This window comes from Clostridioides sp. ES-S-0048-02 (assembly GCF_020658495.1).
GTDB lineage: Bacteria > Bacillota > Clostridia > Peptostreptococcales > Peptostreptococcaceae > Clostridioides.
The window spans coordinates 250,053-265,752 of record NZ_JACVWH010000005.1; the positions used below are offsets into that span (position 1 = coordinate 250,053).

Sequence of the window (15,700 nt, forward strand, 5' to 3'; positions counted from 1 at the left end):
AATTCTCCTCTAAGATGATTCAATAAGATTACTTAGCCTAATTATATATATCCATAAATATAAAATACTATTAGTCACAAACAATAACATACAAACAATAAGTAAAAATAAATATATTATATATACATATTATAAACCTCAAAAAATTCTTCAGTCGTAACTGTATCTAACCATTTTTTAGAAGGATATAAAAACTTATGCTGATTATCTTTAATAAGACTATCCTCTATAGTATCATAGATGCAAGATAGTAATGATGCAGACTTCACAAAAGAATTACAAAACTCCTTAGATACAAGAGATTTTAATACCTCTAACATAGTCTTTTCGTCTAATGATTTACTTGCAGTAATATAAGATGGCAATGCTATAGCCCCGTCATCAGGATATGACATAAATAAATCTTTATTATTAGCACGCTTTGCATATATACTAGGAGTTATAGCTAATCTATCCGAACCATTTTTTACATCATTAAATGATTGTATTGGCATATCTAGTATAGTTGAATTGGACAAAAATCTCTCTACATACTCTTTTCCATACCTACTCCAAATGGCTTTAACAACAGATTTCGCACCAGAGTTATTTATACCACCAATGACAGTTTTTGTATCAGTGTCAATTACGTTTTTTATAGAATCTATCAAACCCTTGTAATTCTGGTTATAAGAAAATACTAATGGTATAACTAAAAATGGAAGTAATCTTTCATCAAAATATATAGATGATGATTTAATCTCACTCTTAATATTGAAATAATTCGATAATGGATATAAGTTACTTGAAAACCTTGAATAGATATTCTTGTCTTCATACACTTCTAAATCTGTAGAAACTATAATATCTGGAATTAAAGCGTCTGGTTTTTTTAAATATTCATTAAGTTTGTAAGGATAACCTATACCAAAATAAGTTACCTCTAAATTAATATCCTTCTCTTTTAAAGACATAATTAAATTATCTAAATAGTTTTTCTCATATTTATGAAGTATACAAATATTGCTCCAATACAACCTAACATTTTTCATGAAGAGTCTCTCCTTTTCTTAATTTATATTGACATTCTAGTTGAAATTCATATATATCTTTAAGTTTGCCTAAGATTTCTTTTTCTTCGTTAGTCTTATTGATTACTTTGAAGATTGAACCATTTTTCATTATTATACGCTTCTCTGCTATAAGTGCTGTATGAGGGTCATGAGTAACTATAAAAATCAGTTTATCACTTTTCAATAAGATGTCTAAAGCAACATTTTTATTTATTCCAGCATTCTCTATTTCATCTATCAAAACAATAGGATTATTTGAAATGAGAGCAACATCTGCAATCATTAAGGCACGTGTCTGTCCCCCACTCAATGATGTAAGGTCTTGAGATAGGGAAATAGGTTCTGCTGTTATGGAATTTGCTACATCTAGTACTTCTTTTATTGAGACAGAAGTATTGTTTTTACATTCTTTATGTATAACTAAAAATTCCTCGACTGTAGAATCAAGAACAAACCTCATATTTTGGCTAAGATGAGAAATGAGATTTGTAGAAAATTTATTTCTTTCCTCAATAGCAACTTCCATATTATCAATGACTACTTTTCGATTAGTCAAAGAATCTTTATTGACAAACTGATCTATATCTTTGATTAACCTGCTTTTACCAGAACCAGTATTACCTACAATGGAATAAATATGACCTCTATAAAAAGTTAGAGATTCAAAGTTCTCTGTATTACCAAGTTTGTTTTTTCCAGGATATATGGTTATACTTTTCATTAAAATTCACCTCTAAAATTCATTTTAGAAACTATGCCTTGTTGGAATTCATCACCAATTCTACATTCTCCAATACAATAAGAACACACCCCACTTGGCATTGTATGTCTCAATAAATGTTCGTCATTGTTTAGAATATTAGCATTGTTTATATAGTTTGAAATTAGCTCTACACCAAAACCAACTAATCCATCTATAAAGAATATATTAGAATTAGGATTTATTTTTTTTATATTGAATGATATTATCTCTCTTTCTGCTTGTGATACCATGTCTATTTTACTTAGAACTATGGCATCACTTTCACTTAACATAGGACCTAGTTTTTGAGGAGTCTTAAAGCTAGATGTACAATCACATACACATATGTGTAGTGTTTTATTTGTTGCAGGTGAACACCTATTGCAAAGCCCAGCAGTTTCTATTAGTAAAATATCGCTACTTTTATTTTTAGCCCAAAGTATAAGTTCGTTTATGTTTGATATAAGAAAATGGTCTGGACATATGTCTTTACTAAGTCCAACAATATAAGGTATATTCAATTTTTTATATATTAAATCATCATCAGTAGCTAGACAATCTATCTTACATATTGAAGGGTTAAGCCCATTAGACTTAAGATATGGAATTAAATGTTTTATTAAAGCGGTCTTCCCTACAGAGGATGACCCAGAAATTAATATAGTTTTCATGGCTTATGTAAAGTCTCCTTTCATATTTTGTTAAGAGATATGATAGCATTAAAAACTACTAAAAATTGTATCAGATGAGACAATTAATAAATAAACTTGATTGAAAATAATTATCAATATTATTGAATTTTGGTAAATACTGTGATATTATTGCAATCAAAGTGAATATTTATCAGAAAAGGTGATGACTTTGAATGAGAAGGAAGTACTAATAAATAGTAAGTTATTTTCTGAAAGATACATTGTAGAAGATAAGATAAAAGCAAAGAGTTATAAAAAAGGTCAATTTATAAGTGATTTTTTTGATAAAGAATATTATGTAGGTGTAGTTAAAGCAGGACAAGTATCCATCTATTGTATATCGAGTGATGGAACTGAAGTTAACATGTCTATTCTAAAGGAAGGAGATGTTTTTGGAATTTCTAATATATTTGATGAAGAATCCTTAGATACTGTACTAAAATGCAAAAGTGATGTTTATGTAGTTTTTTATCCAAAAAAATGCTTTATAGATATGATGAAGTTGGACATTTCTGTAGCTTTAGAGTATTCAAGATATTGTAATAGAAAAATACAATTTTTACTGAGAAAGATAGAGTTTTTAAATATACAGTCTAGTAAAAAGAAAGTTATTGAATATTTACTAGAAAAAACTAGCAAAAATGACACTATCCTATTAGAATGTTCTAAGGAGGAGTTAAGTAAAAGGATTAGTGTAAGTCGAGCATCTTTATATAGGGAATTACAATCATTACAAAATGAAAATTGTTTAGAGTTTGGTAAAAAGTGTATAAAAATATTGAATAAAGAAAAGTTAACACAAATTCTATATGAAATATAAACTTAAATAACAGATTCTATATAAAATTAAATACTAGGAGGAAGGTTTTATGAAAAAGAAATTATCAATATTATTACTGGCATCATTAATAATAATTTCATTGGTAGGTTGTGCATCAAACCCACCAGAAAAACAAACAAAAGAAGAAACTAAAGTAGTTGCAAAGGTGACAGCACTAAAAGGTCCTACAGGAATGGGAATGGTTAAGATGATTGGCGATGAAAAGGATAAGAAAGAAAAAGATTATGAATTTTCAATAGCAAATTCTGTTGACGAAATTACACCTAAGCTTGTTAATAAAGAACTAGATATTGCTGCTATTCCCGCAAATCTATCATCTGTTTTATATAATAATAGCAATGGTGAAATAGAAACACTAGCCATTAATACTTTAGGAGTTTTATACATAATTGAGAATGGAAATTCTATAAACAATGTAAATGATTTAAAAGGCAAAACTATTTATTCTAGTGGTAAAGGCTCTACTCCTGAATATGCTTTGAATTACATATTGAAAGAAAATGGAATTGACCCAACTAAAGATGTCAACATAGAATACAAATCAGAACATACAGAATGTTTGGCGGCATTATTAAACGATAAAAATGGAATAGCACTACTTCCCCAACCTTTTGTAACAACAGCATTGACTAAGAGTGATAACTTAAGAGTAGCTTTGGATTTGACAAAAGAATGGGATACTTTAAATAAAGATAAAAATACTGAAAGTGCTTTAGTAACAGGAGTTGTTGTTGCACGAAAAGAGTTTGTTGATAAATATCCAGAAAAGGTTAAAAGTTTCTTAGAAGAATATAAGAAATCAGTTGATTTTACAAACAATAATATAGAAGAAGCTTCAAAACTTATTGAGGAAAATGAAATAGTTCCAGCACAGATAGCAAAAAAAGCAATTCCAAAGTGTAATATAACATTTATAGAAGGCAATACAATGAAAGATAAATTAAGTGGATACTTACAAGTACTTTATGATGCTAATCCAAAGTCAATAGGAGGAAAGATGCCAGGTGAAGATTTCTACTATACACAAGAAAATTAGTAAAACTCATATACTAGCAATAATCTTTTGGCTTATCGTTTGGCAAATAAGTAGTATGATAATTGGTCAGGAGATACTTTTAGTATCTCCTTTTTCATCTTTGAAAAGGTTATTCGAATTATCTATGAAGTTTGAGTTTTGGCAATCTATACTCTTTTCTTTTCTGAAAATAACAACAGGATTTATATTAGCCTTTATCATTGGAATAATATCTGCCATAATAGCATCTAATAAAAAAAATTTTAGGATACTTATTGAACCCTTAATACTTACAATACAATCTATACCAGTAGCTTCGTTCATAATATTATCTCTAATATGGATATCTTCAAAGAACCTGTCTATTTTTATATCCTTCTTGATGGTATTGCCAGTGGTATATAGAAATATCCTAGATGGAATAAATAGTATATCTAGAGAGTTAAATGATATGGCAAAAGTATTTAAAGTCAGTAAGATAAAAAAAATAAGGTACATATATTTGTCTGAGGTAGCACCATATCTAAGAGCAGCATGTAGTGTTTCTTTAGGTCTATGTTGGAAATCTGGAATAGCAGCAGAGATAATAGGAATGCCTGCTAATTCTATAGGTGAAAACTTATACAAAGCTAAAGTATACTTAAATACACCAGATTTATTTGCATGGACTATAGTTATCATTATAATAAGTATTTGCTTTCAAAAGGGATTTTTATCATTAATAGACTATTTATTAAAAAGATTGGAGATAAACTAAATGGATATAGTAATTGAGAATCTAAGTAAAAAATATAATGATAAGGTTGTTTTAGATAATTTTAATAATGTATTTAAAGATAATGCTATCTCATTTATAACAGGAACCTCTGGTATTGGTAAGACAACATTGATAAGAATATTAATGGGTTTGGAGAAAGCAGATAGCGGAAAAATTGTAGGTATTAGTAATAAAAAGATTAGTGCAGTATTCCAAGATGATAGTTTGTGTGAAAATCTAAGTGTGTCATTGAATATAAAGTTGGTATGTGAAAATCTGGGTAATTCAGAAATTGAAAGTGCCTTAGAGGTATTGGGCTTAAATGGTTGTATGAATAAAAGAGTAAGGGAATTAAGTGGTGGTATGAAAAGGAGGGTTGCAATATTAAGAGCTTTATTATATGATTTTGACTTGCTTATAATGGATGAGCCATTTAAAGGGCTGGATACAGAAACTAAGTATAAGGTTATGGATTTTGTAATAAGAAAGATGGAAAATAAGAGTGCTATAATAATTACTCATGATATGGATGATATAAAATACTTTAGAAATCATGAAAAGTTAATAATTGACTTTAAAATGCCTTCAATATATTGATTTTAAAGTCAACTAAAGTTTTTATATGAATGTTATTTCAAACTTACTAATTCTGTATACCAAAAAGGCTGTATGCAAATTTATTTTTACATAAAAAAGTACCTGCGATTAAAACAAGTACTTTACATATTTTTTCTAATTTGTGATATAATAAAAGCAAGAAGAACTACAATCTATTTGCAGTAGAGTGGAGTTCGTAAATTAGTGTTTCTTTTTGAACTTAATCTTTAGTTCAAAACTAAAGTCACTCCTGCCAGAGTGGCTTTTTACTTTTTTAAACAATTTATCAGTTAAGTAAACTATTAAACTGGCAACTAAACTTGCTAGTACACCTTGTAAAAAATTATCCACACATACTCACCTCCCTTCTATACGTTGGGAGGATAAGCTTTTGTATGAACTCCACTCTATAAATTGTAGATTACATCTTCTTGCTAAAACTATTATAACATATAATTCCTACATATTTTACCTATTATATAGTTATTTTCCTATCTCCTTCACCCTCTTTTTCTTTCCCTTTCTGCCTCTTTCATTGCTTTATATTCTATCTTATTATTTAATTATTATTGCTATCTAAATTCCTTGTATCTACTCTTTTTAATTTTTCTACTTAATTAATGCCCTTACACATAAAAAAGAAGCATAGACAAGTTTATTTTATACAAACTCTATCTATACTCCTTACATATTCACATAAATTCTATCTATATAGACTTACTCTTTGCCTTACATATCATCTGAGTCATAGTACCCATAGGACAATAAACACACCATGAACGAGGCTTAAATAGTATCATCGTAATCAATCCAAGAACAGTTGATGTAAGCATAACACTATAAAAACCAAACGCAAACTGTACCACCCAAGGTGAAACTAAAGTCCCATGATATGCCCATTGCCAAGGCATCTTTATAGTCCAAAGCAAAGTCACTACCTCTTTAAAATTTCTACTACCCTCAAACACTAGATAAGTTGAAAAAAGCATATTAGCGAACATCACCATAAAAAATGTCAAAAAACCATATCTAAACCACTTACTTCTAATAAATTTAGGAATATCTTTATTTCTTGACAACTTTAATTTATTTCCAAGCAAATTAAACAGCTGTCCTCTTCCACAATACTTATTGCAGTACGCTTTATTTCCTTTAATAATAGAAATAAGCAATGGAACAAAGAAACAAATTAACCCAATCCAAGCGAAAATAATATTTACAAATCCCAATATCAAATATATAGAAGAAAAAATCCATAAATAGTCATACCAGTGTTTTTTATTATTCATGACACTTACCTTCTTCCTCTTTTAATATTGTTATAATCTCAATCACAGATGCTGGACATACCTTCTTACAAATACCACATCCAACACATAAGTCTCTATCAATTTTTGCACTAATACCATATGGTACTGAGATAGCTCTCCTTGGACAGACTTTTATACAGCTACCACAGGCTACACACTCATTTTCTAAAATATTTGCATACTTCTTTTTTTTATTAGACATAATAACCTCCCTGTATTATTAATCTATAAGAATTATAACAATATATTTACTTTTTATCTGTGACTTAATCACATAAGATATCGAGATTAGAAATTATACTCTAATTGTAGAAGGATTTTAAGTAAATAAACGACATTGAGTTGTTCAAATAATCATAACTTTATACACATTCTTACTCTATTATTCACAGTTTAAACTTAATTATAGTCGTAACTTTATACACATCACACTTACCTTATCCACAATATATCTATTTTTTTCTAACAATGTACCTGACATTAATAACACTCATATCAAACATTCTAGCTAATTCCATATAATTTTTTCCATTAAACAATTTAATCATAAGCTCATTTCTAGCCTCTTTTAAAGCACCCTCCACTGTCTTAATATAAAAATATGTTCCCCCACTTTGTTGACACAATTTCAGATACTCCAATAAATTATACTTATGTAACTCCTTTGGAATACTCACTTCTATATTGTGTTCTTCAAGCAATTCTATGATTTCCTCTAATTCTAACATCTTTTCACCTCATATTTTATATTATTTTTCGACTTTCAATAAGCTTGTTATGGCTATCTCATTACTCTAATAATTTAGTTCTTGAAAATGCAACCTATCCCCATAGTAACAAAAATGCTTATGCCTAGTCTGTCCATCCCTACACTTCGCAACTATTAAATCAACAATCTTAATTCCCCTGTACTCTGCTTCTCTAACTAATTCCTCACTTTCTCTTATATCTTTTACTGCTTCTTCATAATCACTCCCTTTTAATTGATGTATATAAACCACATTGTTGCTATCGTGGTAGATGGCTTTACTATCCCTCATAGGTCTATCTCCATAAGGTCTAAAATCTTTCATTTCATCATTTAATTGACTTAACTGAATTATTGGTATATCAAAATCCAAAGTCATACTTTTTAATTCTCTAGAAAAAGTGGCTACTTCTCTTTCTCTTTTTTCCATACTTTTTTGAGATGTAAGAAGTTGCACATAATCAACAATTAATAAGTCTGGCTTTATTTGCCTTATCCTCTTTCTAATTGCACTGATTGTGTCTATCTTGTCATTTATATAAATTAAGTTATTCTCACGTAAATCTCCTATTGCATTTACAATTAGTTTCCAATCACTTTCACTTATCTCTTTAGATTTCATATTTCTTGTACTTACTCCTGTTATCTTGCATATATTTCTCATAAACACTTGCTCACTTGTCATTTCTCTACTTATAAATAGAGTCTTTTTCCCTTGCTTGGCCGAATTTAACATTATTTGAAGAGCTAAAGCAGTCTTTCCAACCCCTGATTTAGCTGCTATTGTCGTTAGCTCTCCTTTAAAAAGACCTCCTATAGTCGAATCAAGCAAACTTATCCCAAACTTAAATCCAACATCCTTTTTACTTTCTAAAAAATCAAGGACTTTTTCTGCTATGCTATGTACATCATCATTTTCATAAGTATCTTTGTCCAAGATTTTTCTTATATTATTTTCAAATTTATAGATGCAAGTATCAATATTTTCTCCAAAGTTTATGCCTTCCAAGAGTCTTTGACAATTTTGATTTATGCTTCTTCTTGCTAAGTTTTCTTTTAAAATTTTTATATAACCATCAATACCAAAAGTTTGACCCCATGTAATTACACTAGTTAAACTACTCATTTTAATTGCTAAAGATTTCTCATCTATCTTTGATTTTACAGTTGCTACATCAATTATTATATTTTCTTTTCTAAGTTCTTTCATGATTTTAAATATTTCAATGCATGTAGAGTTCATAAACATATTTTCATTTAAGTCATCTAGTTTGTAGTTTAATTTATTGTCTAAAATAATTGTGCCTAAAATAGCCTGCTCTATTTCAACAGCTTTTGATTTAACCATATAAATTAATCTCGCTTTCCTCTTAAGTTTTATATTTTAATATTATTAAGTCTTTTATTTTTATATTAGATTTCAACGATATTGTCAGTTAGAAATATACTTTTAATTATAAAAGATATAAATATATTACTAGTTAGAAATGCATTATCAGCTATAAAAAGGTATAAATGCATGGTCAGTTGTAAAATGTGTAAATACATGTTAGCTAGAAACACATTATCATCTATAAAATATATAAATTCATTCCACCTATAAACGCATTATCAGACTAATTAAAATTCACAGATTGGATTCCAATACCTTGCATTTTCATGTTTTTTTCTTTCACGATTGCTGTCGTCATACGTGGTATAGTCAGAATACATATAATTATTACTGCTATTATTGTCGCTCTTTTTACACTGGTAAACATCACTTTGATTTTTTACAGATATGTTTTCATTAACATAGGATTCAAATTTATGGCTAAATAAGGTCTCTGGTCTTATATACATTTCCATTATGGTATCTTTCCACTTAGCTACTTTTACCTCAATAACTTTGTAGAAATCTTCTAAGACATAACCTTCCTTTAGTCTTTCGTTGATAAGTTTTATGCTCGTTGGAGAATTGATTTTAAAGTTTTTTCCTGTTTTTTTATTTAGCATATTTATAATGCTTTGCTGTATATTTTTTTTATTAAATTTATTTAAGGATTCTTTTTTATTTGTTACAAACTTATCTTCTTTTTGTGTATCATGAATATTATCAAAACCACTCTTTTTACCATCTCTATTCATGCTACTAAATACTTTACTATTACTTAATTTTATAGCATTTTTACTTTGATTATCTTCTATGTCATTTTTAGTTATTTTATCTATGTCATTACATGTTTCATTAAATCTAACATTTGAAGACCTCGATTTTAAATTAGAGTTTTCGATTTTAAGTTCTTCTCCAATAAGTGTTTTTTTGGTATAATCTTTAATTTTATTAGTTACATTAGTAAAATTAATAACAGATTTTTCAGAGTTGATATTTTCATTGTTGATATTTTCATTATTAGAACTAGTATTTTTACTAGAATTTTTTATTCCACTAGAAGCTAAGTCATTGCTTTTTTTATTAGCAGAATTATTCTTACTACTTAATATATTACAGTCAGCACAGTTACTACATTCTGTATTATCATAAGCACTATTGTACTTTGACATTCCACCACCATAAATACAATCTTCATCAATACAACCTTTATTTTCAATATTTCCATAATTATACTCTAAATTACTGAATTCATAGTTCTCAACACTGTTATAGTTAAAATCTATAGTTTCATCACTATCAAGTAAATTTTCACTAGTACTATCAAATAAATCTTCACTAATTTCTGAACTGATATAGCTATATATAGAATGCATCTTCCCCCTTGTTCCCTTAGACACAAGCCTTATTACTCCTAAATCTGAAAACTCTCTTACAAGCCTACTTATAGTAGAAATAGAAAGTTGTAAATCTGTAGCAGTTCTTCTTACTGTCATATAAAATTGACCTCTTGGTAAAGTACCTTGCAATCTCTGTATATTTTCTTTTCTCATTATATAATGATTAAATCTTATTTTATTAATATCATTTGTTATATCAAAGCCTAATACTACTGAATTCAATTTATAAAATCCATTATTCATATCTACTAACCCCTTTTCTACTAATAAGTAATCATTTCTCAATAATTATTACTTTATATAGATAACATAAAGTTTAAATTTAAATATATATTTATTTTAATATATTTTAAATATACTTATTAATCCCTTAAAATCCCTATTTATATTCTTAAATATGCAAATATATTATGTCATATTTATTTATATTTTTTTATTTATATAGCTTATTTATTGTTTTTTCCCCTTTATACAAGCAATTGTATCATTTTGTTTATTTTTTATCCAACAAATATTTTCGACTATTTTTTTTGAATTCTCAATATATCTCCATTATTTAACAGAATATTTTATAGAATATACAATCTATTTAAATTAATAGGCAATAAATTTAGTAATTTTGTCTAAAAAAACTTTATAAAATGTCTTTTACCTACTTCACACTTAATCTTTACAAAATACTTTGTATAACAACTTATATACTGTTTTCATTTATTATTCGCTTAATATTGCTTACACACATGTTGTGTTTAATGGCGAGCTCCCCATAATTAACCCCATTAAATTGTCTCACTATCTCCCTATTTCTTGCATATCTAAAAATCCCCTTACATGTAGGTATATAAGTGTTTGTACCTCCATACAATTTAGCAATCTCTACAAACTTATCAATACCCACTATTTCCACCATTGCATGAAACTGAACTGGTATATCTTCTAATTTTACTTTCATAAACTACACTCTCCTTTAAAATATTTTTAATAACTTTAGTAGCTTTAATAAAGATTTTAATGGTTTAAGAGTAAAATGTTAATATTGGACTTTTAACTTTTTTATTTACAGATTAAATTTAATAATTTTTTTAACATAAACCTTAGACTAAAACGAACACTTTTAAAGCATTTTTAATATAATAATATTTTTCCAGAAGGAGCATATAGCTATATATCACTTTTAAATTCAACAATAAAAAAAGCAGTAAACCTTAATCGATTTACTGCTTTGGTAATTTAAAATTAAAAAATACAAGTTAAAACACTTTAAATTTACAACTTAATAGCACACTCCATTGCAAGCTCAAAAGTATGTACTTTTTGTGAAATAGGATGTATAGTTAATCCTCGTTGTTCCCATACATCTGAATTTAGATTATCACAAGCATAAACAAACTGTGAAAATATAACATTTCTAAATTGTGCTGCGACAGCTACAGCAGCACATTCCATATCAACTGCAATACACCCCTGTGTCTTCCGTGTAAGTATTTTATTAGGTGTTTCACGATATGGAGCATCAGTAGTCCATATTTTACCTTTTATGTATGATAATCCTTTTCTTTTAAATACAGATTCAATAACTTTAACTCCATGTGGGTTAAGTATAATTTCACCAGAGACTGGTTGATAATGATAACTTGTGCCCTCATCATGGATAGCTGATGTTGGAATGATTAGATACGCATCATCAATAGAATTGTCTAACACACCACATTCTCCACAGATAAATATCTTCTTTGCTCCTAACTCAACTAATTCTTCAAAGTTGGTTACACATGCTGTTGCACCTACCATAACCTGACAAATTCCAATTCTTACATTCTTGAAAAATACTTCATAAATTGGTATATCTCCAGCAACATTAATTAAACGACCTATTTTTTTACCATTATACTTTTCAACAATTGTTTGTATCATAGATTTTGAAAATTCACATACGATAGTCTCAGGAAAATGACAATCAGGTTTTTCTATTACATATTCTGACATCAAAATCTCTCCCAAATCAGAGTCAAACTGTTCCAACAGAATTTCACTCACAATATAACCTCCTCTCAAAATTTAGTATAGCATATTGTTGTTCAATATCGTGTTCCTGTTCAACATATGGAGTATATTATATCACGATGAACTAGCTAAAATAATTAAAGGTATATACTTACAATCTAGCTACTGGACACAGATACTGGATACATCTAGATAGTTCATTCTAAACAAACATATTAAACATTTTATCCCCTCTAGAAAATATTCTAAGCAAAATCAATAAAAAACTATTGCACATAGAGCATACAAACATTCAATCAATCATTAAAATATATATACTTATAAAGTTTTCTATAAGATTTTAACAAAAAATCTTAAGAAATTACGGTTTAACTCCTATATTATCTTATATGATACTATAGATTTAACAAAGAAAGTCGACAAATCTTTGAAATTAAATTTTTAGGAGGTAGTTTTATGGCAGTTGTTTCAACAAAAAATTTATCTAGTATAAAACTGAAATTGGATGCTGGTTTTGATGATAAGGGTAAGGCAGTTATTAAAAGTAAATCTTTCGCAAATGTAAAGGCAGAGGCATCAAATGATGATGTTTATGCAGTTGCAGAAGCAATCGCAAATCTTCAAGAAAATCCTATTGTAGATATTTTAAAACTAGATAGCACATCACTATCTAAATAGTAACTTTCAAATATAGTCTATACTAATGATTATAGTCTACATTAAAATTCATCAACTATTTATATATCATGTTCAATATATAATACACTTGATATTATATAAATTTAACAAATTATACACTTAATATATTGATACTTTAAGCAGTTTAATATCTTAAGTAATTTAAATATGTTCGTAAATTAAACATGTTAGTTATTTTAAATACTGCTTTGCTTTAAGTATAACAATACCAGAGTATTTTCTACCCTAACAATAATTAAAATACTTAAAGCAATTAAAAAAATAAATTATTATCGTGGAGGTAACTGTATGGAGATTAAGAAAAAATTAGTCATGAGTTTCAAGAATACAAAGGATAAACAAGTTTCTTTTTCTATAGAAAATCCAAAGGAGGACTTAACTGAAGAAAATATAAAATCTGCTATGGATTTGATAGTATCTAAAAATGTTTTTTCAGTTGGAGGATTTGACCTTGCTTCTGCTGTTGAAGCTAAGATTGTAGAAACTAATACTACTCCTTATGACCTAGTTTAGGATGGGAGGTAATTTTATGGATGATAGTTTACAATTGTTAATAACTAATGTTGGTTTTCCTATAGCTCTATCCATGTATTTATTGGTTAGAATTGAGGGCAAATTGAACACACTATCTAACAGCATTGATGTACTATCTAAAAATATTTTGACATTTGAGAAGTAATTTGACAACATATGTAAGTCATAAGATAGGTCTATTTGTATAATAATTAGAGATATTCTATGAAAAGTACTACGATATTTGGATAACATTTCCAAATAGTCGTAGTATTTTTTCGAATTTTACCACTTTAAATTTGAATTTTACTATTTTAAATTTGAATTTAACTGTACTTAATTTGAAATTTAGCACTCATCTAGTTGGACTCAATAAAATATAATGCTATTCTAATGACAGTAATAAAATGAGGTGATAATTAATGAAAATACATGTCGAACAATCCACTAATTTTGATGATATTGAAATAATTATAAAATGCTCTGCCATTGACAATAATATTGAAAAAATAATTTCACTACTAAATACACCATTACTAGATATAAATGGTAAAAAAGCAGGAGAAATTTATAAGCTTAATATTTGCGATATTTTATACTTTGAGACAGTTGGCAATAAGACATTTGCTTACTATAAAGATGATGTATTTGAAGTTGACCTAAAAATATATGAATTATCAAACCGATTACACAATACATCTTTTTTACGAATATCTAAATCTATGATTTTAAATATGGATTACCTAGAAAGTATAAAAGTAATATCACATAATCGCATGCAAGCTACTTTATCAAATAATGAAAAAGTTATTATAAATCGCCGTTACATAAAAAATATTAGAGATAAGCTAAATATTTAATAAAAATTATAAAAATCGAAAATATTTTATTAATATCACTAATTATCTACTTATTAATCAACTTTATAGTCAAAATAAAATAAATATAAATTAAACCACTATTAACAAAATGAAAGGATAGTGAACATAAGATGCAATTATATAATCCCCATTTTAATTCAGATAAAAATTTAATTTTTTTCTTTACAAGCACTCTATTATGGACTTGGTTATTTAGCTTTACACCTGTATTATTAGGAGTTACAAATACCATGCTTGGAAAACTTCTTTTTTACTTCGCATATACAGCCCCTTCCGTCATAGGGCTACTTTTTATTTTCACAATATATCCAAATAGCGCAAGAAAAGATTTTCTTTACAGGAGCTTTAGCTTCAAAGAAATAGGAGTAAAATGGCCATTATTAACAGTACTCTTTTTTGCTTTAATTGTAATTTGTTCTTTACTAATAGGAAAATATTTTCATCTAGAAATTAATGATGTGGATTGGACGCACATAGCTATTTATACACCTTATAAAATACCAATTATGCTATTTATAAGCTTTATATTAAGTATACTTAGCCAAGGATTTGGATGGATAGGGTATTCTCTTGATAAATTATTAGTCAGATTTGGATTTACAGGTGCTTCAATTATTTTAGGTACTATTTGTGGAGTTTGGTATTTGGGATGGTATCTTACACCTGGTCAAATCCCATATAATCTACTGCAATACTCTTTATTTGATGCACTTTTATTTATACCATCTACTATACTTCTAAACTTTGTTATTACATTTGTATATATTAATACACATAGAAGTATTTTAGCAGGTGGATTTGTACATATGATGTGTGACTTCTTTACCATTCAACTATATTCTTACTACCCTATTGAAGCCTACGTAATGGCTCAATATGTAAAAATAATATTTTGCCTCATATTAATTATTTACATAATTTCTTCTACTAAATTTAAACAGAAAATTAATTCTGAAATTGAGAAGATAAAATCAGACGAATTTGAATTTGAGTTAGACTGCTGATTATAGATTAAACTGATAATTAAATGCATTTTCCTAAACACTTGAAGTATACAAAAACAAAATATATACTGAT

General features: G+C 27.5%; 20 protein-coding genes. 9 read left to right on the forward strand and 11 right to left on the reverse strand.

Features of this window, described 5'->3' with window-relative positions:
* Positions 1-116 precede the first annotated feature (116 nt).
* From IC173_RS09410 to IC173_RS09420, 3 genes are read right to left on the reverse strand one after another with little or no spacing between them, the layout of a single operon-like run.
* Complete coding sequence (locus tag IC173_RS09410) at positions 117-1,031, reverse strand: hypothetical protein (RefSeq protein WP_227433531.1); 915 nt, start codon at positions 1,029-1,031, stop codon at positions 117-119.
* A complete protein-coding gene (locus IC173_RS09415; protein WP_227433532.1) occupies positions 1,018-1,773 on the reverse strand; it encodes an ATP-binding cassette domain-containing protein in 756 nt (251 codons plus the stop codon). Before IC173_RS09415 ends, IC173_RS09410 begins: the two co-directional genes overlap by 14 nt.
* Positions 1,773-2,465: a GTP-binding protein gene (locus IC173_RS09420; RefSeq protein ID WP_227433533.1), complete on the reverse strand. Its 693-nt coding sequence runs from the start codon at positions 2,463-2,465 to the stop codon at positions 1,773-1,775. Before IC173_RS09420 ends, IC173_RS09415 begins: the two co-directional genes overlap by 1 nt.
* A 190-nt stretch (positions 2,466-2,655) precedes the next feature.
* Between IC173_RS09420 and IC173_RS09425 the strand changes: the two genes are divergently transcribed.
* Genes IC173_RS09425 through IC173_RS09440 form a run of 4 tightly spaced genes read left to right on the forward strand, consistent with a single transcriptional unit; the run spans position 2,656 to position 5,696 of the window.
* Positions 2,656-3,306 (forward strand): Crp/Fnr family transcriptional regulator, encoded by a 651-nt coding sequence (locus tag IC173_RS09425; protein WP_227433534.1) that lies wholly within the window; start codon positions 2,656-2,658, stop codon positions 3,304-3,306.
* A gap of 49 nt (positions 3,307-3,355) precedes the next feature.
* Positions 3,356-4,363 (forward strand): ABC transporter substrate-binding protein, encoded by a 1,008-nt coding sequence (locus tag IC173_RS09430; RefSeq protein ID WP_227433535.1) that lies wholly within the window; start codon positions 3,356-3,358, stop codon positions 4,361-4,363.
* Positions 4,332-5,099, forward strand: a complete 768-nt coding sequence (locus tag IC173_RS09435; RefSeq protein ID WP_227433536.1) for an ABC transporter permease subunit — start codon at positions 4,332-4,334, stop codon at positions 5,097-5,099. Before IC173_RS09430 ends, IC173_RS09435 begins: the two co-directional genes overlap by 32 nt.
* A complete protein-coding gene (locus IC173_RS09440) occupies positions 5,100-5,696 on the forward strand; it encodes an ATP-binding cassette domain-containing protein (protein WP_227433537.1) in 597 nt (198 codons plus the stop codon).
* A 201-nt stretch (positions 5,697-5,897) separates the two neighbouring features.
* Here the strand turns inward: IC173_RS09440 and IC173_RS09445 are convergent, their stop codons facing one another.
* From IC173_RS09445 to IC173_RS09480, 8 genes are all read right to left on the reverse strand, one after another.
* On the reverse strand, positions 5,898-6,047 hold the full coding sequence (locus IC173_RS09445) for a type I toxin-antitoxin system toxin (RefSeq protein WP_227433538.1): 150 nt from the start codon (positions 6,045-6,047) through the stop codon (positions 5,898-5,900).
* Positions 6,048-6,403: 356 nt separating this feature from the next.
* Positions 6,404-6,985 carry a 4Fe-4S binding protein gene (locus IC173_RS09450; protein ID WP_227433539.1) on the reverse strand — a complete coding sequence of 194 codons (582 nt, stop codon included), beginning with the start codon at positions 6,983-6,985 and terminating at the stop codon, positions 6,404-6,406.
* Complete coding sequence (locus IC173_RS09455; protein WP_227433540.1) at positions 6,978-7,208, reverse strand: 4Fe-4S dicluster-binding protein; 231 nt, start codon at positions 7,206-7,208, stop codon at positions 6,978-6,980. The genes IC173_RS09450 and IC173_RS09455 overlap by 8 nt, the downstream gene beginning before the upstream one ends.
* Positions 7,209-7,458: 250 nt before the next feature.
* Complete coding sequence (locus IC173_RS09460) at positions 7,459-7,734, reverse strand: Mor transcription activator family protein (protein WP_227433541.1); 276 nt, start codon at positions 7,732-7,734, stop codon at positions 7,459-7,461.
* Between the two features lie 66 nt (positions 7,735-7,800).
* Positions 7,801-9,102 carry a DnaB-like helicase C-terminal domain-containing protein gene (locus IC173_RS09465; protein WP_227433542.1) on the reverse strand — a complete coding sequence of 434 codons (1,302 nt, stop codon included), beginning with the start codon at positions 9,100-9,102 and terminating at the stop codon, positions 7,801-7,803.
* Between the two features lie 272 nt (positions 9,103-9,374).
* Entirely contained in the window at positions 9,375-10,769 is a 1,395-nt protein-coding gene (locus tag IC173_RS09470) for a conserved phage C-terminal domain-containing protein (RefSeq protein ID WP_227433543.1), read from the reverse strand.
* 451 nt (positions 10,770-11,220) lie between these two features.
* Positions 11,221-11,478: a Mor transcription activator family protein gene (locus IC173_RS09475; protein ID WP_227433544.1), complete on the reverse strand. Its 258-nt coding sequence runs from the start codon at positions 11,476-11,478 to the stop codon at positions 11,221-11,223.
* 314 nt (positions 11,479-11,792) lie between these two features.
* On the reverse strand, positions 11,793-12,563 hold the full coding sequence (locus tag IC173_RS09480) for a nucleoside phosphorylase (RefSeq protein WP_227433545.1): 771 nt from the start codon (positions 12,561-12,563) through the stop codon (positions 11,793-11,795).
* Between the two features lie 423 nt (positions 12,564-12,986).
* On the opposite strand from IC173_RS09480, the gene IC173_RS09485 reads away from it, so the two are divergent.
* From IC173_RS09485 to IC173_RS09505, 5 genes are all read left to right on the forward strand, one after another.
* Positions 12,987-13,208, forward strand: coding sequence for a DUF1659 domain-containing protein (locus IC173_RS09485; RefSeq protein ID WP_227433546.1), 222 nt, complete (start codon positions 12,987-12,989; stop codon positions 13,206-13,208).
* A 309-nt stretch (positions 13,209-13,517) separates the two neighbouring features.
* The gene (locus tag IC173_RS09490) at positions 13,518-13,742 is read left to right on the forward strand and encodes a DUF2922 domain-containing protein (RefSeq protein WP_227433547.1); all 225 of its coding nucleotides are present in this window, start codon (positions 13,518-13,520) and stop codon (positions 13,740-13,742) included.
* A 16-nt stretch (positions 13,743-13,758) separates the two neighbouring features.
* On the forward strand, positions 13,759-13,908 hold the full coding sequence (locus tag IC173_RS09495; RefSeq protein ID WP_227433548.1) for a YvrJ family protein: 150 nt from the start codon (positions 13,759-13,761) through the stop codon (positions 13,906-13,908).
* Between the two features lie 256 nt (positions 13,909-14,164).
* On the forward strand, positions 14,165-14,602 hold the full coding sequence (locus tag IC173_RS09500; RefSeq protein ID WP_227433549.1) for a LytTR family DNA-binding domain-containing protein: 438 nt from the start codon (positions 14,165-14,167) through the stop codon (positions 14,600-14,602).
* 251 nt (positions 14,603-14,853) lie between these two features.
* Positions 14,854-15,627: a CPBP family intramembrane metalloprotease gene (locus IC173_RS09505; protein ID WP_227483060.1), complete on the forward strand. Its 774-nt coding sequence runs from the start codon at positions 14,854-14,856 to the stop codon at positions 15,625-15,627.
* Positions 15,628-15,700: the final 73 nt, after the last annotated feature.